The sequence below is a fragment of the Ruminiclostridium papyrosolvens DSM 2782 genome, assembly GCF_029318685.1.
Taxonomy (GTDB): Bacteria; Bacillota; Clostridia; order Acetivibrionales; family DSM-1351; genus Ruminiclostridium; species Ruminiclostridium papyrosolvens.
In genome coordinates, this window is the sequence record NZ_CP119677.1 from 1,389,973 (window position 1) to 1,411,867 (window position 21,895).

Sequence of the window (21,895 nt, forward strand, 5' to 3'; positions counted from 1 at the left end):
TTGAAGGATAATTAATTAAGAACTTATGTATTGTGTTGTATTGTAGTGGGATTTTAAGAAAGGAAATTACTTATGTAAATTATATACGTTAATTAATTTCTGAAAAAAGAGAAAACAAAAGCCGGTTTGACCCGGCTTTATTTTATGCTATTTCAGAAACAAAGTGTTCTACAATTCCACGTGTAAAATGTGAGGCGGCTTCTTCAATAAATTTGGGGAAGTTTATGTTTGCATGCTCGTCTGCTTTGTCGGAAATAACACGGAATATAATATAATCTATACCATGTTCATAACAAACCTGTGCTACGGCTGCACCTTCCATCTCAATACACTTTAGATTTTCTATTTCCCGTGTAAGGCTTAGAACCTTGCTGCTGTCCGCAACGAATTGGTCCCCGCTTGCCACTGTGCCTGTTACAATAGTAGGAGTACAGATATTAAACTCTTTTAAAATACTTTGGCTAACATCTGTATTCATGCAGCTGGACACATAAAACTCTGCAGATTTTTTACCCAGTGACACCATATGAGAAGGAGCAACAAATGTTCCAACTCCCAAAAGAGGTATTTCGAATTTACTGAATCCCGGCAAGGGACTTGCATCCATATCGTGCTGCACCAGCTTGTCCGCAACAACTATATCGCCTATTTTTAAGTTTTTGTCAGCCCCACCGGCAACGCCTGTAAAAAGAACAATGTCAACATTGAAGGTTTCTATAAGTGTAGTAACGGTTGAACCTGCTGCAACCTTGCCGCACTTTGCAAAAACCAGAACAACATCTTTACCAAATAGTTTGCCGATGTAATATTCACGCATAGCGATAGTTTTTGTTTCGTTTATCAGCATGCTCTCTGCCAACAGCTTTATTTCCTGTTCCATAGCTCCGATTATTCCTATAAGCATAATAACCCTCCTGCTTTATATAATTTAAAAGGCCTGCAGACATAAAGTGCCTACAGACCTATTATACTGGAAAAATTATTCAATTTAAACTACCAATTCCACTAATTAGCTTTGCAATATTTCTCCGTCTGTACTTATTGTTACAATACTCCATGGCAGCATTTTTCCTGAATTAATCAAGGCGGTTTTAACTGCACTTACAATACCTCCACAGCAAGGAACTTCCATTCGGAGAACTTTTACACTGTTTATATTGTTGTTTGCAATAATTGCAGTAAGCTTTTCAGAATAATCACCTTCATCCAACTTAGGACATCCTATAATAGTAATTCTGTTTTTCATAAAATCCTTGTGAATGTTTGCATATGCGTATGCAGTACAATCGGCTGCAATCAGCAGGTCACAGTTGTCAAAGTAGGGTGCATTAACGGGAACCAGTTTGATTTGACATGGCCACTGCATAAGCTCTGACACCGCAGGAGCAGAAGGTGCAGACTCTTTAGCTTCCGATGTGGGAGTTTTCTTTATTGCCATTGCTCTTGAACCGGGACAGCCGCCATGTACGTGATGGTGTACAGGAGGAGTAGATGCGGCAGCTTTCATTTCTATGTTCTTCTTAACGAGTTCTTCATCGTATGCATCTGCTTCACGTTCCTCGATAGTTATAGCATTTGTAGGACACTCGGGTAGGCAATTTCCCAGACCGTCACAGTAGCTGTCTGATATAAGTTTTGCCTTGCCGTTTTCTATAACCAGCGCACCTTCATGACAGGCTGTTACACATAAGCCGCATCCATTGCATTTTTCTTCATCTATTCTTATAATATTTCTCTTCATAATAACACTCCTTAAATATATATTTTATTTGTTTATCGTTTATATGATTATGTAATGATTATAAGGTATAATTATATTAAATTCGGTATCTGGAGATACAAAAGGAGGAAATATGAGATTAAACCAGGAGAAATTTAAGAATATAACAGAAGTTCTTCTCAAATGCGAACTCTTTGAGAACTTTGACAATAAACAGATTATATCAATTATTGAATGCTTTAGCCCAAAGATATATAGCTTTAACAAGGGTGATTATATAGTAATGGCAGGGAGCAGGTATCAAGGGCTGGGGATTTTGCTTGAGGGCAACGGAGTCATAACTAAAGAAAATGCGGCAGGGAATCGTGTAATGATGAATCACATTAAGCCGGGAAGTATTTTTGGTGAGGTTATTGCATTTTCCGGTACGGAAAAATGGCCTTCTAACGTTCAGGCACAAACCAATTGCCAAGTAATGTTTATAGAAAACGAAATGATAATAAATCAATGCAGTGATGCTTGCTCTCATCATTCACAGCTTATAAGGAATCTTTTAAAAAGCGTTTCAACAAGGGCAATTATGCTTAACAGAAGAGTTGAATATCTTTCAATGAAAGGAATTAACTCAAAGATTGCCTGTTTTTTGCTTGAATACATGGATAAGTCAGGCAGCAATACTTTCAGACTTCCCGTGAATAGAAATGAAATGGCAGAATTTCTCAATATATCAAGACCTTCCTTATCAAGAGAAATGGGAGCAATGCGGGACATGGGTATCATTGAATTTCACAAGGAAGCTGTAAAAATAATTGACGCTGATAAATTAAAGACTATGATTGAAGTATAATTTTTATATGGAAAATGTTGAAATTATAATATTAATATGATATCATTTAGATATCATATTAATATTTATTTTTATTTATTCGGGGAGGCTGATGACTGTGAAAGAGATTGAGGGAAAAACCACTTCAGGTGGAAAGATACTTTTAGGTGCATTTTTACTACTTATTTTAAGTGCAGTTATTTTTGGAATTGGTGTATACAAAGAATTTAATGTTTTAATTGTACTGGGAATTGTTTTATGTGTTGTATTTATATTTATTCTTCCCGGATTTTTTACTATTCAGCCTAATCAGGCTATGGTATTAATTCTTTTTGGAAAGTATACGGGAACTATAAAGAAGGAAGGCTGGCACTGGGCTAATCCTTTTTATTCAAAGAAAAAGATTTCATTAAGGTCAAGAAATATCAACGGTGAAAAAATAAAGGTCAACGATGAAATGGGTAATCCAATTGAAATAGCAGCAGTAATTGTATGGAGAGTTGAAAATACCGTTGAGGCCATATTTGATGTTGATAATTATGTTGACTATGTAAATGTTCAGAGTGAGTCTGCTTTGAGACATTTGGCAGGAATGTATCCATATGACAATACCGAAGATACTCATACAATCTCTTTGAGAGGAAGCACCGATGAGGTTGCAGAAGCACTTAAAAACGAACTTCAGCAAAGACTTGGAAAGGCAGGTGTAATTGTTGAAGAAGCAAGACTTTCTCATTTGGCATATGCACCTGAAATAGCTGCAGCAATGCTTCAAAGACAGCAGGCGGCTGCCATAATTGCAGCAAGACAAAAAATTGTTGAGGGTGCTGTTGGAATGGTTCAAATGGCTCTTACCAAGCTAAGTGAAAATGAAATAGTGGAGCTTGATGAGGAAAGAAAGGCTGCAATGGTCAGTAACTTATTAGTGGTACTATGTGGTGAGAGAAATACGCAACCGGTTATAAACACCGGAACATTGCATAACTAAAAAGGCGATGGTATTATGGCGGAAAAAAAGACACTTTTACTTAGGCTCAGTCCCAAAATGTGGGAAGAAATATCTAAGTGGGCTGATGATGAATTCAGGTCAGTAAATGGCCAAATAGAGTATCTGATAAGTGAAGCACTTCGTAAGCGAAATAAATCAGCCCCAATAACTGATTCCCACAAGGAAGAAGCGGACGGGTGATTTAATCGAGAAAAGACACGGCATAATCAAAAAATGCCGGGTCTTTTCCTGTTTAAGAATTTCTCTTATAAACTTTTACATTTCTTAATAAATAGTTAAATATTTTATGCTATAATGTAGATTATGTTGCAGCAAAATATAAACAATATATTATGAAAGGAAGTTTGATTTGGACAAAGACATGAAAATAGGTATTTGTGGTGGTACCTTCGATCCTGTCCATGTTGCACATCTGGCAGTTGCCGAATTGGTCAGGGAAGAATTTGCACTGGATAAAGTATTATTTATACCGTCAGGAAAACCGCCGCACAAAGACCTTGCTTCAGTAACTGACCCTAATCACAGACTAAAAATGGTACAGTGTGCAGTCAGTAGCAATCCAAACTTTGAAGCGGTTTCTATTGAGGTAGAACGCCGGGGATACACATATACGGTAGATACACTTAAACAGCTGCAAGAGCTTTACCCTAAAGGCACGGAGTTTTATTATATAATTGGTGCTGATGTAGTAATGGACCTTCTCAAATGGAAAAGTTCGGAGGAAGTATTTGCACTGACAAATTTTATAGCATTAATGCGACCGGGATTCCAAGACGAAGAGTTTAAGACACGCTTAGCTTATTTAAAGAAGGAGTATGGCGCTAAAATTACGGGGTTTGAAGCACCCTTAATTGAAATTTCTTCAACCCTTATCAGAGATAGATTAAAAAATGGTAAATCTGTTAAATATTTTATAACTGAGCCTGTTGAAGGATATATAAAGGAAAACAAATTGTATATTTAAGAGGATAGAAAATGAATTTTAGTGAAATGGATATACTGTTAAAAAAGTCCCTGAAACCGGGAAGGTACATTCATTCTGTTAATACTATGAAAGTCGCTGTTGAATTGGCTGAACATTATGGTGAGGATGTAGAAAAAGCCAAAGTTGCAGGCCTTTTGCATGATTGTGCTAAGAACTTTGATGATAGAGAAACAAAGAGGTACTGTATTGAAAATCATATAGAACTCAGCCCTCTTGAGGAAAAGCAGTTATTCCTCATGCATGGAGCAGTAGGAGCTGTAGTGGCAAGACAAAAGTACTGTGTGGAGGACCCGGACATACTAAATGCAATTAAGTACCATACTACCGGCTTTGCGGGAATGAGTACTATGGATAAAATAATATTTTTGGCTGATTACATTGAGCCTGGGAGAATCCACGGAGATGTACAGGAAACACGGAGTTTGGCATTCATTGATTTGAATCTTGCTTTAATAAGTGCTTTTAATAATGTACTGAAATACGTTATTAGCCAAAATGGTTTAATTCATCCATTTACTATTGAAGCTAGAAACTATATATTATTAATGACACAAAAAACCTATGAAAACTAGTTTTGGAGATAAAAAAATGAATAAATTTCTTAAATTTATATTTTACGCAGTAGGAACATTTTTGCTGCTGTTTTCATCAATTATAGTAGGAGCAAATTTTTATAAAGATTCAGGCGTTTTTGACAAAAAAGTTGTTGAAGTAAAAAAGCAACCCGTTAAGCCTGCACCTGCATCAAAAACCCCCGGCAAAATAATAATAGACAGTAAACCTGTTGAGGAGACTACTAAAGACAAGGCGGAAACTACAAAGAAGAGCGGAAAGACCACGGTACTGGTTCTTAACTGTACAGGCAAAAAAGGCCTTGCAGGAGAGGTTAAATCTATGCTTGTGGCACAGGGGTTTGAGGCTAGTGCCGAAACGGGCAAAATTCAAAATGCTTCTCAGATAATTGTAAGGAAGAAAGGCGTAAAGGCAGGTGCAATAAGCAACATGTTGAAAATATCTAAGGTGTCAGAAGAAATACAGGCTGAACCTAATTATGATATTACAATAGTACTTGGAAATGATTATAATCCTTAATATAAAACAATCAGAAGATGAGGTGCAAAAATATTGGATTCAAAAACATTAGTAGACAGAATTGTTGCGGCTATGGAAGATAAAAAGGCAAAGGATATAAGCATAATTGATATTCATAGTATTACTGTTATTGCCGATTATTTTGTTATATGCAGTGGTACATCCTCTACTCATATAAAGGCTATAGCTGATGAAGTAGATTTCAAACTGGCTGAAATGGGGCTGGAGGCACACCACAAGGAAGGTTACGATTCTGCAAAATGGATATTACTTGACTATGCTGATGTTGTAATTCATGTTTTCCATCAGGAAGACAGAGGGTTCTACAATTTGGAAAGGTTATGGTCTGATGGGGAAATGACTAGTATTAGATATTGAACATTGTAATAAGTTATGCTTTAATATATTGAGAAAAGCATTAATTAGGCTTTTCTTATTTTGTGCTGTTTTGGACAAATAAAATAAACATTTAAATTTATTTAATATTTAATATAAAAGGATAGGATATTTAGTTATCCTGACCTGGAAACGGAGATAAAATGATTAGTGCAAACGGTGTCTCTCTAAGGTATGGGGGACGTGCTTTATTTGAAAATGTAAACATAAAATTTACACAGGGAAACTGTTATGGATTGATAGGTGCCAATGGTGCAGGAAAGTCAACCTTTCTAAAGATACTTTCCGGTGAAATTGAGCCAAATAAGGGTGATATTTCAATTTCTACCGGTGAGAGAATGGCTGTTTTAAAACAGGATCATTACGCATACGATGAATTTGAAGTTATTAAAACAGTAATGATGGGCCACAAAAGACTCATTGAAATTATGGATGAAAAAGAAGTACTTTACGCAAAGTCCGATTTTACTGAGGAAGAAGGAATAAGGCTTTCAGAATTAGAAGGAGAGTTTGCGGAGCTTAACGGATGGGAAGCAGAATCTGACGCTGCAACGCTATTAAACGGACTAAATATTACGGAAGAGCACCACTACAAGCTAATGAAGGATCTTGACGGTAATCAGAAGGTAAGAGTGCTTTTGGCTCAGGCTCTTTTTGGAAATCCTGATATACTATTATTAGACGAGCCTACCAACCATCTTGATATCGCATCAATCACATGGCTTGAAAACTTTCTTGCCAATTTTGAAAATATAGTTATTGTAGTATCTCATGACAGACACTTTTTGAATCAGGTTTGTACGCATATTGCTGACATTGACTTTGGAAAAATACAGTTATATGTAGGAAACTACGATTTCTGGTATCAGTCAAGTCAGTTGGCTCTTCAACAGGCAAAGGATGCAAACAAAAAGACTGAATCAAGAATAAAGGAATTACAGGAATTTATTCAAAGGTTTAGTGCAAATGCTTCAAAATCAAAACAAGCAACTTCACGTAAGAAGTTATTGGATAAATTAACACTTGAAGATATAAAACCTTCATCAAGAAAGTATCCTTTCGTGGACTTCAAGCCTGAGAGAGAGGCTGGAAATGACTTGCTTATGGTTAACGGGCTTTCAAAAGAGATTGAAGGTGAAAAGCTTCTCAATGACTTTAACCTTATAGTAAATAAGGGTGATAAGATAGCATTTGTCGGAACATACGGAAATGCAAAAACTACATTATTTAAAATTCTCATGGGCGAGACGGAACCTGACAGTGGAGATTTTAAATGGGGTATAACTACGTCACAGGCTTATTTCCCAACAGACAACTCTGAATTTTTTGACGGTGTTGACTTGAATTTGGTGGATTGGTTGAGACAATACTCAAAGGATCAGACTGAAACCTTCTTAAGAGGGTGGCTTGGCAGAATGCTGTTCTCAGGGGAAGAGGCTTTGAAAAAGGCTTCAGTACTATCAGGAGGAGAAAAAGTTCGTTGTATGCTATCAAAGATGATGCTCTCAGGTGCAAATGTACTTGTTCTGGATGAGCCTACCAACCATCTGGATTTGGAATCTATTACTGCGCTGAATAACGGTCTGATTAATTATAAGGGAACAATTCTCTTTACTTCTCATGACCATGAATTTGTTCAGACAATAGCCAACAGAATAGTTGAGATTACTCCAAAAGGAATTATAGACAGACAAATGACATATGATGAATATCTTGAAAATGAGGATATTGCAGCATTAAGAAAAGAACTGTGGTCTTAATAATTAAATAGGAAATTATTATAATACAAATAAATGTCCAAGGGTGAACTCAGCCTTTGGATATTTTTTTACATTAAATACATTAACAGCCTATTTTGTATTGTAATGTAAAATAAAAGCGATTATAATCAAATTATAAGAAAAATTAATAGATGAAATGGTGATGTTAATGCGATACATTAAGGATTTAAAGCCATACAATAAATTCTGGGGAAACTGCATTGTAAATATGTTTCTTTCTATACTAACAAAAGTTGATTCCAGCTATGATCCCCTTGCATATTTGAATTATTATGAGTATACCTACTATCCTGATGAAATTTTCCATTTGGACTATACTAAAGAGTACTACAACTTTTTCGGAGATAATATTTTCAATTATGAAACATTTTATTTTAAAGATAAGAATAACTTTTTGCAGGAATTTAAAGATATTCTTATGAATAACTTATATGCAACATTAAACGTTGATTTATATTACTGGAATAGTGCAGGGTATTATTTTAATAAAATACATACATCTCATTTAGCTTTTGTTACTGGTTTTGACGAAGAAAAAGATGTCTTTTATGCATACGAAGATGATGTAAACTTGTCTTATGAAATAAGAGAGATTCCCACCAGCGAAGTAATTCAGGCCTATAATTCACCACGCAAACGTTTTAAAGGAGATTATAGAATTCTTTCCTTTAAAAATGACTTTATACCGCCATTTGAAATAGATATCAAGCAGTTCATAAAATGTACGGAACAGCTTATTTATAATTTAGATATGCTTTTTGATAATAGGGAAGTAGTAGATAAAAAACTTATTCTGGAAGACTCCTCAAAAATTTATTTTTACAGTAATGAGTTTACTAAGATATCAAACAGGCTAAAAGGGAACAAGCTGTTACTCTGTGCACTCAAGGATAAAGGACTATTGGATGAACACATAACCGATGAGTTAAATAGCGCATGGGAGGAGAACTGTACCACATGGAAAAATATTCAGGGTGTATATCTTAAACATTGTCTGAGAAATAACTTTGCAGAACTAGATAGTATAGAAGATAAGATTGCAGATGCTTTTATGAGTGAAAAGGAAATTTGGGAAGAAGTTATTGAAAACCTAAAAAAGCCGGATTAATAGATTTTTATAAAATCTATTAATCCGGCTTTTTGTTTATATATTTATGTACTTAACCAACATTTTCAACATATCTCTTTATTTTTTTAGTTGTAGTTTTTACAAACTCTTCTTCACGAATAGTAAAGTCCTTTATTCGCTTATAAAGCGGCATTAGCTTGTTTATCTCCTTTATTTCCCCATGAATAACCTTGTGTATTTCATCAGTTGAAACAATATTAAGATTAAGCTTAGCCTTTATCTCATCAACGTCAGGTAAAATCTGTGCATTAACTTCAGTTTCGCCGGTTTCTTCATCAAATCTGCCCCAAACAAGACTCTCCTTTACAAACCTGCTCTTTGAAAGATATGCTTCAACTTCTTCAGGGAAGATGTTTTTACCGTTCTTTGTAACAATGACGTTTTTCTTTCTTCCTGTAATATAAAGATAGCCTTCATCATCAATATATCCTAAGTCACCGGTATATAGTCGTCCGTTTTTTAATACATTTCGTGTTGCTGACGGATTTTCGAAATAACCCATCATTACGCAATCGCCTGATATAACAAATTCTCCAATACCATCCTCACCGATATTCTCTAGCTGAACATCTACACCTGCAAGTGGCTTTCCGGCGGAATCATGTCTGAAACCCCGGTCGTTGTTTACTGCGACTATAGGTGAAAACTCAGTAAGTCCATATCCTTGGACAATTCTTATACCCATAGCACATAAATCATTTGAAACATCCGGATTTACCGCAGCAGCACCGGAAATAACCAGTCTTACTCTGCCTCCAAAGGTGTTGAGAACCTGCTTGAATAATTTTTTGCGTATATCTATTTTTAAGAAATTATATAAAAAATTGCTTATTTCAATTGCAGTATTAAATTTGACTTTACCCATCCGTGTTTTGGATGCCTGCTTTGCTATCTTCTTATGCATGTTTTCAAGAATCAGAGGAACCAACATAAGGATTGTAGGTTTTGTCTCCTGCAAGTTCTTAACTATATGCTTTAGCCCCTCATTAAATGACATACAACATCCGCTGTACATCATTACCAAAAAACCTGCGGTACATTCATAGGTGTGGTGAAGCGGCAAAATAGAAAGAACACTATCGTTCTCGTCAATGTAGAGCATTGATACAACAGCTCTTACGTTGGAGGCAAGGTTCTTGCTTGACAGCATAACCCCTTTAGCCAAATCTGTTGTCCCTGACGTAAAAATAAGGGCACACATGGCATCCGGGTCTATCTTTGCATCCACATAACTTCTGTTGCCTTTTTTCATTAACTCTTTGCCCTTTTCAATCAAACATGAATAGGATAAAAATCCATCTGCTACCTCTTCTGTTTGATCAATGTCTATGTAATATTCAACCCCTGAATTCTGGGATAATTTCAACATATCACTGCGGTATTTTGATGAAAAAACAATTGCACTGACACCAGCTCGTGAAATAAGATTTTCAACCTCATTAAAAGGAAGCTCCTTATCTAAAGGGACTACAACACCCACTCCCCCTGTTATTGTCAGGTAAGAGGTACACCATTGTGCGCTGTTCTGGGACAAAATAGCAATCTTTTTGTCTTTTAAGCCTAAACTTATCAATGCCGTACCAAAAGCGTCTATATCGCTTTTGAGTTCAGTATATGTCTTTCCGTAGTACTCGTCATTTTTATCCTTAATGTAAAATGCATTTCTATCTCCGAATAATTTTGCACTTTGAACCATGAGATCTTTGAGATCAGTGATTTTCCTAGTCTGGTAAATCGGTTCGGTTCTCATTGACTACACTCCTTTTAAAAAAGCCAATAGTATTTTTCAGTTACCACTGCATACAAACATATACTATAATATAAGTATATTTAAATTAAATCAATATATGAGGCAAATAAAAACATAAAAAGTCATATTATTAATTGAAGTTTCTTAATTTATATTTTCTCTTTCTGGATATTTTTCTTAATATAAATCTTAAAATAAAAAAGCAAATTACTAAAATAACTCCGATTACAATGTATTTAAAGAGGCTGGTGCTTGTTATGCCCTTTACATAGTCCTTTGATTTGGATTTTAGTGTTTGTTCAACGGTTCTTGATGAAACGATATCTACTTTTCCCAGGGATACGCCTTCCCTTGTATACTCAATACTCCCAAGCACTGTCCCTTTTTTAACAGGAGCTTTTACATCCTGCCTGATATTAATTTTTTTATCAAGCTGCCATTGGGTTTTATCATTAGGTAAAAGTGCCTCAATTACTCCGTTGGTTATAAGATCAACCTTGTCTCCGTCAGCGGCATCCTTTACGGTGATTTCCTGAATCTTTGTGGAACGGTCAATAATCATCTGTCTTGAATAGTTTTCGTAGCCTGCCTTTAAAAGGGTTTTTGTAAAATCAAATACACTTCTGTTGGGTTTATTATTTACACCAAGTACAACGGAAATCAATTCAAGGCCATCCTTATTTACCGCACTGGAAATAAAATTTGCACCTGCTCTTGAGGTGGAGCCAGTTTTTAGGCCTGTAATAGTATACTGGTTTCTGTCGTCACCTGTTTCAGGTCCATACTTAAAGGATTTTCCCAGTAGTTTATTAGTGTTGTTAAGAATATTCCATGTTTTATGCTTATTTGTGGCAGGCAGCGTGCTAAGCTGCTTTTGGCCTATGATTTCACGAAATAAAGGGTATTTTAAACACTCTTTTGCAATAAGTGCCAAATCTCTTGCAGAGGAAAAGTGGTCTGCGTCCTTTTCATATTCATCAATTCCGCAGGGATTTGTAAAAGTTGTATTTTTTGCTCCTGCATCTGCAGCAAACTTATTCATTTCAGCTAAAAACTTAGTTTTATCATTAAAAAGGTTCTCGGAGATTATGTTGGCAGTCTCATTTGCCGAAACTATCAAAAGAGCGTGAAGCAGATTATTTAAAGACATCTGTTCTCCGGGCATGATACCGATATTCATACCGCCTACGCCTATATCGCTAACCGCCTCATTACTGGCAGTCATCATCTGGTCCAGTTTACCTTCCTTAAGAGCTACTAAAGCAGTTGCTATTTTGGTAGTGCTGGCAGGACGCCATTTCAGATCCGGCTTATATTCGTACAAAACACTTCCTGTTTTTGCATCCATTAATATGTATGAGGCAGCATCAATGTCGAGATTTGCACAAAATGCAGGTGTGACTTGAAATAGTAAAATAAATGATACGATTAGTGTTGCCAGTACTTTCTTCATAACTCCTCCTGTGAATAAGTAGATATATTATAAGTATAAAGCAAGAATTCACTTTTTTAAACTTTTTTATAAGATTTATTTAAATAATATGGTAAAATGTTAAAATATATAATATAATATCTATGAATCATTTCTGTTTTTTCTTATTTCTTTTCACAGTATAGATTATAAAGATAAATTTTCAAAGTATTATTGGTTGGCAGATGTGGAAATAAATTTATAAATTTACACGGTTTTTTCTTATTTATTCCAAAAACATTTTATTTTTTTAAAACTTAACATAATTGGAGGTACTCTATGGAAATATCTGTTTTAGGCAAAAAGATATTTTTAAGTAAAATTCATGTAGTGTGTATTATTGCAGTTCTGGTATTAGGTGCGGGCGTTTTAGGTTTTATACTAAAGCAGGTTTATCATCCCCTTGAAATACCAATTCTTGAAGAAAAAAATACCTCAATGGTATCAAAGGAGGCAGAGCCTTCTAAAGAACAGGCAGAGGAAGAAAAAGTCCCCGATATAAAAGTTTATGTTACAGGTTGTGTAAACAAACCGGGAGTTGTAACAATAAAGAAGGGGCAAATCATTGAAGATGCCATAAAAAACGCCGGTGGTGCTACAAAACAAGCTGATCTTGATAATATAAATCTTGCATACCCTTTAAATGAAAATACTATGTTAAGAGTTAAAGCTAAGGGAACTGAAAAAGCAGCAAGTACAGGTAAAACAGGGAATCAGCCTCAAGCAGTAAAAACTGCCGATGGGAGTACTTCAAACAACAGCGGTGTTGATATTATAAATGACAGCTTGGGAGCTGATATGGGAGAGAAAGAGAGCAATTCTTCCGATGGCTCAAAAAATAAACTACTGAATATCAACAAAGCATCTCAGGCAGAGCTTGAAGGGCTTCCCAATGTAGGCCCGTCAACTGCAAAAGCTATCATAGAATACAGAGAGCAAAAGGGTAGTTTTGCAAAGCTGACTGATATTATGAAAATAACGGGAATTAAGCAAAAGACCTTTGACAGAATAAAAAATTACATATGCATTGATTGATTATTATAGAAACACAAAACAAGAAACCGGCCATTTTCAGCCGGTTCAAAATAATTTAAAGGAGGAAAATATAATTTAATCCATGCACTTATTATATTATTATACTTAGCTATTTCAAATAGTATTAATATACGATTTTCTTACAATAAAGAACCAAAATGATATGCAATATTAACAATTACTTGACATATAACGGCATAATAAACACTAAAAAGGATATATAAACTAGTAGTCCTGACAATGCCGGCAGTACGAAACCTAAAAGTAATAGTTTTAAATATCTCTTTCTTCTGTCTCTCTTATAACGTATAACCCTCTTGTTTCTCAATCTTGCCCTCCTGCTTTATATTATGTATTAATGATACTAATAGTTATATTATTTACATATAATAGTAAATTTAATATTAAATTCAAACATTTTATGAAGTATTGACATATAAAAACAGTAAGGAATATAATAAATAAATAGATATTTTAATATCGACAAAGGCGTTGACGAGAAGAGTAAGTAAAAGCTGGGGTTTCAGAGATTGGATATTATTAGCTGAAAGTATCCAAACCTGCACTTTACCGAAGACCACCTCCGAGCTGTATCGGTGATAACGTTATAATCAGCGTAAATTTACGCACTGAGTAAAAAAGTAGGGTGGAACCGCGAGATAACTCTCGTCCTTATATGAGGACGGGAGTTTTTTATGTCTAAAACTATTGCCAGAAGGAGGTTTTTGTTCATGATAAAGATAACATTAAAAGACGGTATTATAAAAAAATATCAGGAGGGCGTCACAGTCCGTGAAGTTGCAGAGAGCATAAGTGCAGGACTGGCCAGAGCAGCATTAGCCGGAGAAGTTGACGGCAGAGTAACGGAACTTGATTCTAAACTGGAAAGCAATTGCAGGTTAAATCTTTTAACCTTTGATGATGAAGGAGGAAGGCTTGTTTACAGACACACCGCCTCCCATGTGTTGGCTCAGGCTGTGAAAAGACTATACCCTGATGTAAAGCTGGCAATAGGACCGGCAATAGATTCAGGATATTATTATGATTTTGAGAGAGAAAAACCATTTTCCATAGATGAACTTGAGAGTATTGAAAAGGAAATGGAGAAAATAATAAAAGAGGATTTAAAGCTGGAGCGATTCTCTCTTCCAAGAAACGAGGCAATAAAGTTCATGGAAGAAAAGGCAGAATCCTATAAGGTAGAGCTTATAAAGGATCTTCCGGAAGGCGAAGAAATATCCTTTTATAAACAAGGCGACTTTACAGACCTTTGTGCAGGGCCTCATTTATCCGGGACAGTAAAATTAAAGGCCATAAAATTACTTTCTGTTGCGGGTGCTTATTGGAGAGGCAATGAGAAGAATAAAATGCTCCAGAGAATATATGGCACAGCCTTCCCAAAGAAAAGTCAGCTTGATGAATACCTTTTCAGAATGGAAGAGGCAAAAAAGCGTGACCACAGAAAGCTGGGAAGGGAGCTGGATTTATTTGATATACTGGACGAAGGCCCCGGCTTCCCGTTCTTTATGCCAAAAGGTATGGTGCTTCGCAATCTTCTTGAAGATTTCTGGCGTTCCGAGCACAAAAAAGCCGGCTATCAGGAGATTAAAACACCTGTTATACTGAACAAGGAACTCTGGTTGAGATCAGGACACTGGGATACTTATAAAGAGAATATGTATACAGTTGATATTGATGAACAGGAGTATGCCATAAAACCCATGAACTGTCCCGGAGGAATTCTTGTATTTAAACGTAAACTTCATTCCTACAGGGATTTACCCCAAAGAATGGGTGAGTTGGGGTTGGTACACAGGCATGAGCTTTCAGGGGCACTACACGGATTGATGAGAGTAAGGTGCTTTACACAGGATGATGCACACATTTTTATGACACCTGAACAGATAACTGATGAAATTGTTGGTGTTATAAATTTAATTGATGACTTTTACAAAGTTTTTGGTTTCAAATATAATGTAGAATTATCCACAAGACCGGAAAATTCAATTGGTTCTGATGAAATGTGGGAATTATCTACACAGGGACTTAGAAAAGCATTGGATTTAAAAGGTATTAAGTACACTGTGAATGAAGGCGACGGAGCTTTCTACGGGCCTAAGATAGATTTTCATCTGGAGGATTCCATAGGCCGTACATGGCAATGCGGAACTATTCAGCTGGATATGAACCTTCCGGAAAGATTTGACTTAAGTTATATTGGCCCGGACGGTGAAAAGCACAGGCCTGTTATGATTCACAGAGTTGTTTTCGGAAGCATAGAAAGATTTATAGCCATTTTAACAGAGCATTTTGCAGGTGCGTTTCCGGCATGGCTGAGTCCCGTTCAGGTTAAAATACTGCCTTTGGTTGACAAACATCACGATTATGCTTTTGAGGTTAAAAAGCTTCTGGAAGCTGAAAATGTCAGGGTTGAGGTAGACAGCAGAAACGAAAAGATAGGTTATAAGATTCGTGAGGCTCAGATGGATAAGACCCCATATATGCTCGTAATCGGAGACAAGGAATTAGAGGGCAGGCTGGTTTCGGTAAGGTCAAGGAGAGACGGTGACTTAGGCGCTATTTCACCTGAACAGTTTGCAGAAAAAATATTGGATGAAATAAAAAATAAGCTGAAATAAGCAGTTAATAATAAACGGAGGCAAAAAAATGATTAAGGTTACATTAAAGGACGGAAGCAGTAAGGAATATCAGAGCGGTATAACAATCAAAGAAGTTGCTGAAAGCATCAGTGCAGGGCTTGCAAGAGCAGCTCTTGCAGGAGAAGTTGACGGAAGGGTTAAGGAACTGGATTTCAAGTTGGAGAACGACTGTGCATTGAGCCTTTTGACATTTGCTGATGAAGGAGGAAGACTTGCGTACAGACACACTGCATCACATGTTCTTGCACAAGCTGTAAAAAGGTTATTCCCAAATATCAAGCTTGCAATAGGTCCGGCTATAGAAAACGGCTTCTATTATGACTTTGATACTGAAAAGAACTTTGCACCGGAGGATTTGGCAAAGATTGAAAAGGAAATGGAGAAAATCATTAAAGAAGATATTTCTCTTGAACGATTTACATTGCCAAGAGAAGAGGCAATCAAATTTATGGAAGACAAGGGCGAACCCTACAAGGTTGAGCTAATAAAGGATTTACCCGAAGGCGAGGAAATATCTTTTTACAAACAGGGTGACTTTGTTGACCTTTGTGCCGGCCCCCATCTTCTGTCAACAGGAAAGCTCAAGGCTGTAAAGCTTATGAGTGCTGCAGGTGCTTACTGGAGAGGCAATGAAAAAAACAAGATGCTCCAGAGAATTTATGGTACAGCCTTCCCTAAAAAGAGTGAACTGGAAGAATATGTAACAAAACTTGAAGAGGCAAAGAAAAGAGACCATAACAAACTGGGAAGAGAACTTGAACTATTCACTACAGTTGAAGAAATAGGACAGGGGCTACCTTTACTAATGCCAAAAGGAGCCAGAATTGTTCAGACTCTGCAAAGGTTTGTTGAGGACGAAGAAGAGAGAAGAGGCTATGTGCTGACAAAGACTCCATTTATGGCAAAGAGTGACTTATATAAGCTATCAGGACACTGGCAGCACTATAAGGACGGAATGTTCCTGCTGGGAGATGAGGAAAAGGACGAGGAAGTAATGGCATTAAGGCCTATGACCTGTCCCTTCCAGTTTATGATATATAACACAAAGCTGCACAGCTACCGTGATTTGCCTATAAGATACGGCGAAACTTCCACCCTGTTCAGAAACGAGGCATCAGGGGAAATGCACGGTCTTATACGTGTTCGTCAGTTTACAATTTCAGAGGGACACTTGGTTTGTACTCCTGAACAGTTAGAAGACGAGTTCAAGGGAGTTGTTGACCTGATTAAATTTATGATGGAGACTTTGGGAATAGAGGAGGATGTAACCTACAGATTCTCAAAATGGGACCCTAAGAACAAGGAAAAATATATCGGAAACGAAGAAGACTGGGAAAATGTTCAGGGACAGATGAGAACTATTCTGGATCACTTGAAGCTTGATTACAAAGAAGCAGAAGGTGAAGCAGCTTTCTACGGACCAAAGCTTGACATCCAGTGCAAGAATGTTCACGGAAAGGAAGATACCATTATTACAGTGCAGGTTGACTTTGCTCTTGCAGAGAGACTTAGCATGGTTTACGTTGATAAAAACAATGAAAAGAAGCATCCATATATAATTCACAGAACATCAATAGGCTGTTATGAAAGAACACTTGCAATGCTTATTGAAAAATACGCAGGAGCGTTCCCTACCTGGCTATGTCCTGTTCAGGCAAAGATTCTTCCTTTGGTTGACAAGCATCATGATTTTGCGCAGAAGGTTGCACAAATGCTCAGAGACAAGGGAGTAAAGGTTGAAGTTGACACTAGAAATGAGAAGATTGGCTACAAGATTAGAGAAGCCCAAATGGAGAAAATACCTTACATGCTTGTAATAGGTGACAAGGAAATGGAAAGCAATGCTGTTTCGGTACGTTCCAGAAAAGAAGGCGATCTGGGAGCAATGTCAGCAGAACAGTTTGTTGACAAAATAGTTGAAGAAATCAGAACCCGTGCAAAATAATTGAGCTATATAAAAAAACAAGGTGTGAATACGATTTATGTAGTGAACCCCAAATATTAGACAGTTTATTCAAGCAACTTCTAGGGACTGGATTCGGTATTGTACTGGACTCAGTCCTTTTAGTTTGCACTTAATTCTTTTGTTATTGTAATAGTCTATGTAATCATCTAGTTCCCTGTGAAAATGCTCTATTGAATTGAACTCTTGCAAATAGAGCAATTCTGATTTTAGTAGGCCAAAGAAATTCTCCATTACAGAATTATCTAAACAATTTCCTTTGCGTGACATACTCTGGATAATGCCTTTCTGTTGAAGTCGGTGTTGATATTGTTTCATTTGATACTGCCATCCCTGATCTGAATGGAAAATTAACCTTGTATTATCAGGTATCTTTTTAAATGCTTTATCAAGCATATCCATAATTTGGTGGAACGTTGGTCTCTCCGATACGTTGTAACTCACAATTTCACCATTGAATAGATCAAGTATTGGCGAAAGGTATAACTTTGTCCCGAAAAGTGAAAATTCAGTAACATCAGTAACCCATTTCTGATTAGGCTTATCTGCTTTAAAATCACGTTTCAGAACATTTTCTGCCACCTTGCCTACTTCTCCTTTATAAGAACGGTATTTACGTATCCTTACCTGGCACTTAATATTGCACTCTTTCATTAGCTTTAAGACGGTCTTATGGTTGATGCCATACCCTCTATTGCGCAGTTCCATAGTGATTCTGCGATAACCATATCTACCCTTATTTGCGTGATATATTTCCTTAATTACTTCTTTAACTTCTATATATTTATCAGGCTTACTCATCTGTTTTAAATAATAGTAATATGTACTTCTAGGAAGACCTGCAATCTGGAGTAGATCCATCAGTTTAAATTTATGCCTTAATTCGCTGATGGTAATTACTTTTTCCCATTCTCTCGGACAATTCTTTCCTGAACTAAGGCATTCAATTTTTTTAGATATTCATTCTCCATACGAAGTCTTTGAACTTCTGATATTAGGTCTTCTTCTACTTGATTGGCAGACTGTATTTTACCTGTTGAGTTTTCTTTTATTTTCCTATCAGATTGCATATTTTTCTTTCGACCACGATTATTTCTATAGAGAGCCTGTGGTCCCTCCTCATAATATAAGCGCTCCCAGTTAGCAACAGTAGTGCCGTTAGGTATTCCAAACAGGGCAGCTGTTACAAAAAGTGATAAATTCTTCTCATGCATATATTCTACGACATGTTGTTTGAATTCTCCAGAGTATGTTCCATGTTTTAAAATTATTCCTTCTACCCCAAACTGTTCATAACTCTTAACCCAACGTCGAACTAGTGTTTCTCCACATCCTAGTTGTTTCCCAATAGAATTACAGGACATATGGTTTTCAACAACCTCTAAAACTGCTTTCATTCGTTGTTCGTGAGTAAATTTTGTCATAAAAAACTACACCTCCAAATGTAAGTTTATTTCGTCTAACATTTGGGGTGCAGTTCATTACAGGTGTTCATACCTTGTTTTTATTTATAATAAAAATAGTATTATCTTGGGTTAAGTCTTAGTTCCATCCAGTCAAAGCCTATCCAATCGTTTTGACCGGCAGTTGAAGTATTTACTATTGTAACTCTGTTGTTTCTTCTAAAATTAGGTACATTAAAGGTTAGTTCTCTCCAGTTGTCAAACATTCTTCCGGCAGGTACTCCATGCTGCAAAGGCACAGGGCCGTTATGAACAACAGTACCGTTTATTGTAATTCTGGCAGAATAGCGGTTAACAGGCACATTTGAATGGTCATCAAGAACCGACCTTATAATAATTTGTGCTCTCTGGTTTCCCGGTACAACTAAAAAAGCAGGAGAATCAAAAGTCCATGTTCCCTGATTACCCGTATAAAGTATATCAGCATTTCTGCTTGGATTCCCATAATTTGGGTAGCCTGTTAGCTGTTTAAATAGTACTATATTTGTAGTGACAGGATTATTGCTTAAAGCCGGCGGTGGATCACCGGGGCGTCTGCCGGTGTAGTCATCTGTATACTGGTAAGTATCATACTGAGATTGTACAGAATAATATGGTTGTTCCTGCATTATTTCTGGCTGCTGGCTTACGAAAGGATATCTGATATTATACATAAATCCTCCTCCTATAATATTATATTTACATAATATTCGATAATTTGTTTTATGTTACCACGCTATAAATTATATAGTTTTCAAGTTTTTTAAAGGATAAGGTTTAAATTGAATTCATAAAGGTAATAAGATAAAATTAACTTATAGGCTTGCTTTGGATTTAATTTCATTAGTCAAGTATACATAAAGTTGATATTATTATTTCGAGGGTTAATTTATATTTAGAGGTGACATATGCAAAAAAGAATGACAGGTAATTTACTTAAAACAGTAACTGCGGTTTTGATTGCAGGGAATATGGTTTTGGGCTCAGCTTCTGTTCAGGCGGCTGGAGTAAGTGATTTGAGCAAAAGTTCAACGTATGCCAAAGAAGCCATTCGATGGATGGCAAACAATAGTATCATTAGCGGTGATAAGCAAGGAAACTTTTATCCGCGTCAAAGCATAACAAGAGCTGAACTTGTAACTCTGCTGGTAAAGGCTTTAAACATTGATACTTCCAATCTCCCTTCTGCAGCTACTTTTTCCGATGTACCTGCAAGTCATTGGGCTTTCAAGTATGTTGAAGCTGCCAACAGGGCGGGTATTACAAGTGGTACGGGAAACGGTAAGTTCGGCATTGGCAGCCTTACTACAAGAGAACAGATTACAACAATGCTTTTAAACTATCTTTCAGTATCAAAGGAAGCTATTGTAGCTGAGCTCGGCTTGGATGATCTTTTAAAATTCAAGGATTCAGGAAAAATGTCTGATTGGGCAAAACCGTCAATCAAGTTTGCAGTTTCAAATAATATTATGAGCGGAGTAAGTGCTGATTCATTTTCTCCCACAGGAAAAGCGACAAAAGAACAGATAGCTGTTATTTTATACAAGTTTTTGAATTCAAAAACTAGTATTGAGCAAAATGCAGCAACACTAAAGAAAGTGGTTGTTACTTACAATAATGACCTGATTAAACTTAAAACACCGGCTAAAGTTATTGATAATGACATAATGCTTCCGGCAGAGGTTTTTTCAAAAACAGGGGCAAAGGTTGATTTTGACAATCAGGCAGGGACAGTAACCATTAAGAGTCTGACAGCTCAGGACAAAATGATTACTCTAAATGATGTACATGAGCAAATAGACGGAGCAGTTCTTGTTCCTGCGAAGGCAGTAGTTGAGGCGCTTGGTTTTACAATGGATTGGAATGATAAAATCAACCTTCTGAAAATTAAGGATAGTACTATTCCTAAAAATCCACAGTTGTACAATGCAATAAAGAGTATGCTGGATTATAAGGGTGAGTATGAAAACAACATGATAATCAATGCAAAAGAGTATAGCTCTAATATGAATATTGGAATGACGATGTCAATAAAAGGCGCTGTAAACGGTAATAATTCAACATCAAACTCCAAGATTACAATTTCAATTGACGGGGAACAGGAAGATTTAATGGATTATCAAACCATAAATATCGGAGACAAGATATACGTAAAAAATCCGGATACGGGTTCATGGGAAACTTACACCAGAAGTCAGGCAGAAGATGAAGGTATCCTGTATACTGATATTGAAGCTGATAGAAATGAAAGCCTTAGAGTGTTGGACGTTTATGGAAAAATGAACATAACTGATGAAGGAAAAACATTACTAAATGGAGAAGAAGTATCAAAATATCAGGTTAGGCTGAACATGGAATTACTGCAGGGGCTGACGTCAGCAAATATGCTGGAATATGGCTTAGGACTTGAAGATATATACAATAATGGCCTTGATACAAAAATGTATATATATGTAAATTCTCAAGGACAGCTGGTAAAGCAGTCCATTGTTATCTATGGCTCAATGGTTAAGGATGGTACTAAAGCAGATATTAATATGACCGTCAATAGCATGTATACCAATATCGGAAAAGAAATAGAGATTGTAAGTCCCATAAAATAGTATAATTGTATTAAAAATATTATGGAACTTTTT

At 36.3% G+C, this 21,895-nt stretch carries 20 protein-coding genes; 13 read left to right on the forward strand and 7 right to left on the reverse strand.

Translation table 11 applies throughout. The annotated features are described in order from the left end of the window. Positions 1–142: 142 nt before the first annotated feature. Positions 143–904, reverse strand: coding sequence for a 5'-methylthioadenosine/adenosylhomocysteine nucleosidase (locus tag P0092_RS06205; protein WP_004617207.1), 762 nt, complete (start codon positions 902–904; stop codon positions 143–145). 105 nt (positions 905–1,009) lie between these two features. Then, positions 1,010–1,741 (reverse strand): ATP-binding protein, encoded by a 732-nt coding sequence (locus P0092_RS06210; RefSeq protein ID WP_004617208.1) that lies wholly within the window; start codon positions 1,739–1,741, stop codon positions 1,010–1,012. A 112-nt stretch (positions 1,742–1,853) separates the two neighbouring features. On the opposite strand from P0092_RS06210, the gene P0092_RS06215 reads away from it, so the two are divergent. The 9 genes from P0092_RS06215 to P0092_RS06255 all read left to right on the forward strand — a co-directional run bounded on the left by P0092_RS06215 (position 1,854) and on the right by P0092_RS06255 (position 8,917). Continuing rightward, complete coding sequence (locus tag P0092_RS06215) at positions 1,854–2,567, forward strand: Crp/Fnr family transcriptional regulator (protein ID WP_004617209.1); 714 nt, start codon at positions 1,854–1,856, stop codon at positions 2,565–2,567. A 97-nt stretch (positions 2,568–2,664) separates the two neighbouring features. After that, a complete protein-coding gene (locus P0092_RS06220; RefSeq protein WP_004617210.1) occupies positions 2,665–3,534 on the forward strand; it encodes an SPFH domain-containing protein in 870 nt (289 codons plus the stop codon). A gap of 15 nt (positions 3,535–3,549) precedes the next feature. Further along, positions 3,550–3,735, forward strand: a complete 186-nt coding sequence (locus tag P0092_RS06225; protein ID WP_004617211.1) for a type II toxin-antitoxin system antitoxin — start codon at positions 3,550–3,552, stop codon at positions 3,733–3,735. Positions 3,736–3,904: 169 nt separating this feature from the next. Then, entirely contained in the window at positions 3,905–4,519 is a 615-nt protein-coding gene (gene nadD / locus P0092_RS06230; RefSeq protein WP_040758300.1) for a nicotinate-nucleotide adenylyltransferase, read from the forward strand. A gap of 11 nt (positions 4,520–4,530) precedes the next feature. Continuing rightward, positions 4,531–5,112 carry a bis(5'-nucleosyl)-tetraphosphatase (symmetrical) YqeK gene (yqeK, locus tag P0092_RS06235; protein WP_004617215.1) on the forward strand — a complete coding sequence of 194 codons (582 nt, stop codon included), beginning with the start codon at positions 4,531–4,533 and terminating at the stop codon, positions 5,110–5,112. Between the two features lie 16 nt (positions 5,113–5,128). Then, entirely contained in the window at positions 5,129–5,632 is a 504-nt protein-coding gene (locus tag P0092_RS06240; protein ID WP_004617217.1) for a LytR C-terminal domain-containing protein, read from the forward strand. A 33-nt stretch (positions 5,633–5,665) separates the two neighbouring features. Continuing rightward, entirely contained in the window at positions 5,666–6,010 is a 345-nt protein-coding gene (gene rsfS, locus P0092_RS06245; protein ID WP_004617219.1) for a ribosome silencing factor, read from the forward strand. Positions 6,011–6,171: 161 nt separating this feature from the next. Continuing rightward, positions 6,172–7,788 (forward strand): ABC-F family ATP-binding cassette domain-containing protein, encoded by a 1,617-nt coding sequence (locus P0092_RS06250; protein ID WP_004617221.1) that lies wholly within the window; start codon positions 6,172–6,174, stop codon positions 7,786–7,788. Positions 7,789–7,957: 169 nt separating this feature from the next. Then, on the forward strand, positions 7,958–8,917 hold the full coding sequence (locus tag P0092_RS06255; protein WP_040758302.1) for a hypothetical protein: 960 nt from the start codon (positions 7,958–7,960) through the stop codon (positions 8,915–8,917). Between the two features lie 52 nt (positions 8,918–8,969). Here P0092_RS06255 and P0092_RS06260 read toward each other — a convergent pair whose 3' ends face one another. Together P0092_RS06260 and P0092_RS06265 are read right to left on the reverse strand one after the other, a co-directional pair. After that, positions 8,970–10,688 (reverse strand): AMP-dependent synthetase/ligase, encoded by a 1,719-nt coding sequence (locus P0092_RS06260; RefSeq protein ID WP_004617224.1) that lies wholly within the window; start codon positions 10,686–10,688, stop codon positions 8,970–8,972. Between the two features lie 130 nt (positions 10,689–10,818). Continuing rightward, positions 10,819–12,141 (reverse strand): serine hydrolase, encoded by a 1,323-nt coding sequence (locus P0092_RS06265; protein WP_004617226.1) that lies wholly within the window; start codon positions 12,139–12,141, stop codon positions 10,819–10,821. A gap of 297 nt (positions 12,142–12,438) precedes the next feature. On the opposite strand from P0092_RS06265, the gene P0092_RS06270 reads away from it, so the two are divergent. Continuing rightward, positions 12,439–13,194, forward strand: coding sequence for a helix-hairpin-helix domain-containing protein (locus tag P0092_RS06270; protein WP_004617227.1), 756 nt, complete (start codon positions 12,439–12,441; stop codon positions 13,192–13,194). A gap of 178 nt (positions 13,195–13,372) precedes the next feature. Here P0092_RS06270 and P0092_RS06275 read toward each other — a convergent pair whose 3' ends face one another. Next, on the reverse strand, positions 13,373–13,522 hold the full coding sequence (locus tag P0092_RS06275) for a hypothetical protein (RefSeq protein WP_158498407.1): 150 nt from the start codon (positions 13,520–13,522) through the stop codon (positions 13,373–13,375). A 403-nt stretch (positions 13,523–13,925) separates the two neighbouring features. Here P0092_RS06275 and thrS (P0092_RS06280) point away from each other — a divergent pair, with 403 nt between their 5' ends. Then, positions 13,926–15,833 (forward strand): threonine--tRNA ligase, encoded by a 1,908-nt coding sequence (gene thrS / locus P0092_RS06280; RefSeq protein ID WP_004617228.1) that lies wholly within the window; start codon positions 13,926–13,928, stop codon positions 15,831–15,833. A 28-nt stretch (positions 15,834–15,861) separates the two neighbouring features. Beyond that, on the forward strand, positions 15,862–17,799 hold the full coding sequence (gene thrS, locus P0092_RS06285; protein WP_004617229.1) for a threonine--tRNA ligase: 1,938 nt from the start codon (positions 15,862–15,864) through the stop codon (positions 17,797–17,799). Between the two features lie 69 nt (positions 17,800–17,868). Here thrS (P0092_RS06285) and P0092_RS06290 read toward each other — a convergent pair. After that, positions 17,869–19,241, reverse strand: a protein-coding gene (locus P0092_RS06290; RefSeq protein ID WP_086024841.1) for an IS3 family transposase whose coding sequence is annotated in 2 segments (ribosomal slippage) — positions 17,869–18,764 and positions 18,764–19,241 — 1,374 coding nt in all. Because the reading frame shifts where the segments join, the coding sequence is not laid out codon by codon here. A 101-nt stretch (positions 19,242–19,342) separates the two neighbouring features. Further along, entirely contained in the window at positions 19,343–19,933 is a 591-nt protein-coding gene (locus P0092_RS06295; protein ID WP_004617232.1) for a hypothetical protein, read from the reverse strand. Positions 19,934–20,167: 234 nt separating this feature from the next. On the opposite strand from P0092_RS06295, the gene P0092_RS06300 reads away from it, so the two are divergent. Beyond that, positions 20,168–21,862 carry an S-layer homology domain-containing protein gene (locus P0092_RS06300; protein ID WP_004617234.1) on the forward strand — a complete coding sequence of 565 codons (1,695 nt, stop codon included), beginning with the start codon at positions 20,168–20,170 and terminating at the stop codon, positions 21,860–21,862. The last annotated feature ends 33 nt before the right edge of the window (positions 21,863–21,895 follow it).

What these genes read in the sequence shown, in the direction of transcription:
- P0092_RS06215 (WP_004617209.1), top strand. Translation starts at nt 1,854, where the DNA reads ATGAGATTAAACCAGGAGAAATTTAAGAATATAACAGAAGTTCTTCTC.
- yqeK (WP_004617215.1), top strand. Translation starts at nt 4,531, where the DNA reads ATGAATTTTAGTGAAATGGATATACTGTTAAAAAAGTCCCTGAAACCG.
- thrS (WP_004617228.1), top strand. Translation starts at nt 13,926, where the DNA reads ATGATAAAGATAACATTAAAAGACGGTATTATAAAAAAATATCAGGAG.
- P0092_RS06260 (WP_004617224.1), bottom strand. Translation starts at nt 10,688, where the DNA reads ATGAGAACCGAACCGATTTACCAGACTAGGAAAATCACTGATCTCAAA.
- P0092_RS06250 (WP_004617221.1), top strand. Translation starts at nt 6,172, where the DNA reads ATGATTAGTGCAAACGGTGTCTCTCTAAGGTATGGGGGACGTGCTTTA.
- P0092_RS06210 (WP_004617208.1), bottom strand. Translation starts at nt 1,741, where the DNA reads ATGAAGAGAAATATTATAAGAATAGATGAAGAAAAATGCAATGGATGC.
- P0092_RS06295 (WP_004617232.1), bottom strand. Translation starts at nt 19,933, where the DNA reads ATGTATAATATCAGATATCCTTTCGTAAGCCAGCAGCCAGAAATAATG.
- P0092_RS06270 (WP_004617227.1), top strand. Translation starts at nt 12,439, where the DNA reads ATGGAAATATCTGTTTTAGGCAAAAAGATATTTTTAAGTAAAATTCAT.
- P0092_RS06225 (WP_004617211.1), top strand. Translation starts at nt 3,550, where the DNA reads ATGGCGGAAAAAAAGACACTTTTACTTAGGCTCAGTCCCAAAATGTGG.
- P0092_RS06205 (WP_004617207.1), bottom strand. Translation starts at nt 904, where the DNA reads ATGCTTATAGGAATAATCGGAGCTATGGAACAGGAAATAAAGCTGTTG.
- P0092_RS06255 (WP_040758302.1), top strand. Translation starts at nt 7,958, where the DNA reads ATGCGATACATTAAGGATTTAAAGCCATACAATAAATTCTGGGGAAAC.
- P0092_RS06300 (WP_004617234.1), top strand. Translation starts at nt 20,168, where the DNA reads ATGCAAAAAAGAATGACAGGTAATTTACTTAAAACAGTAACTGCGGTT.
- P0092_RS06240 (WP_004617217.1), top strand. Translation starts at nt 5,129, where the DNA reads ATGAATAAATTTCTTAAATTTATATTTTACGCAGTAGGAACATTTTTG.
- P0092_RS06265 (WP_004617226.1), bottom strand. Translation starts at nt 12,141, where the DNA reads ATGAAGAAAGTACTGGCAACACTAATCGTATCATTTATTTTACTATTT.
- thrS (WP_004617229.1), top strand. Translation starts at nt 15,862, where the DNA reads ATGATTAAGGTTACATTAAAGGACGGAAGCAGTAAGGAATATCAGAGC.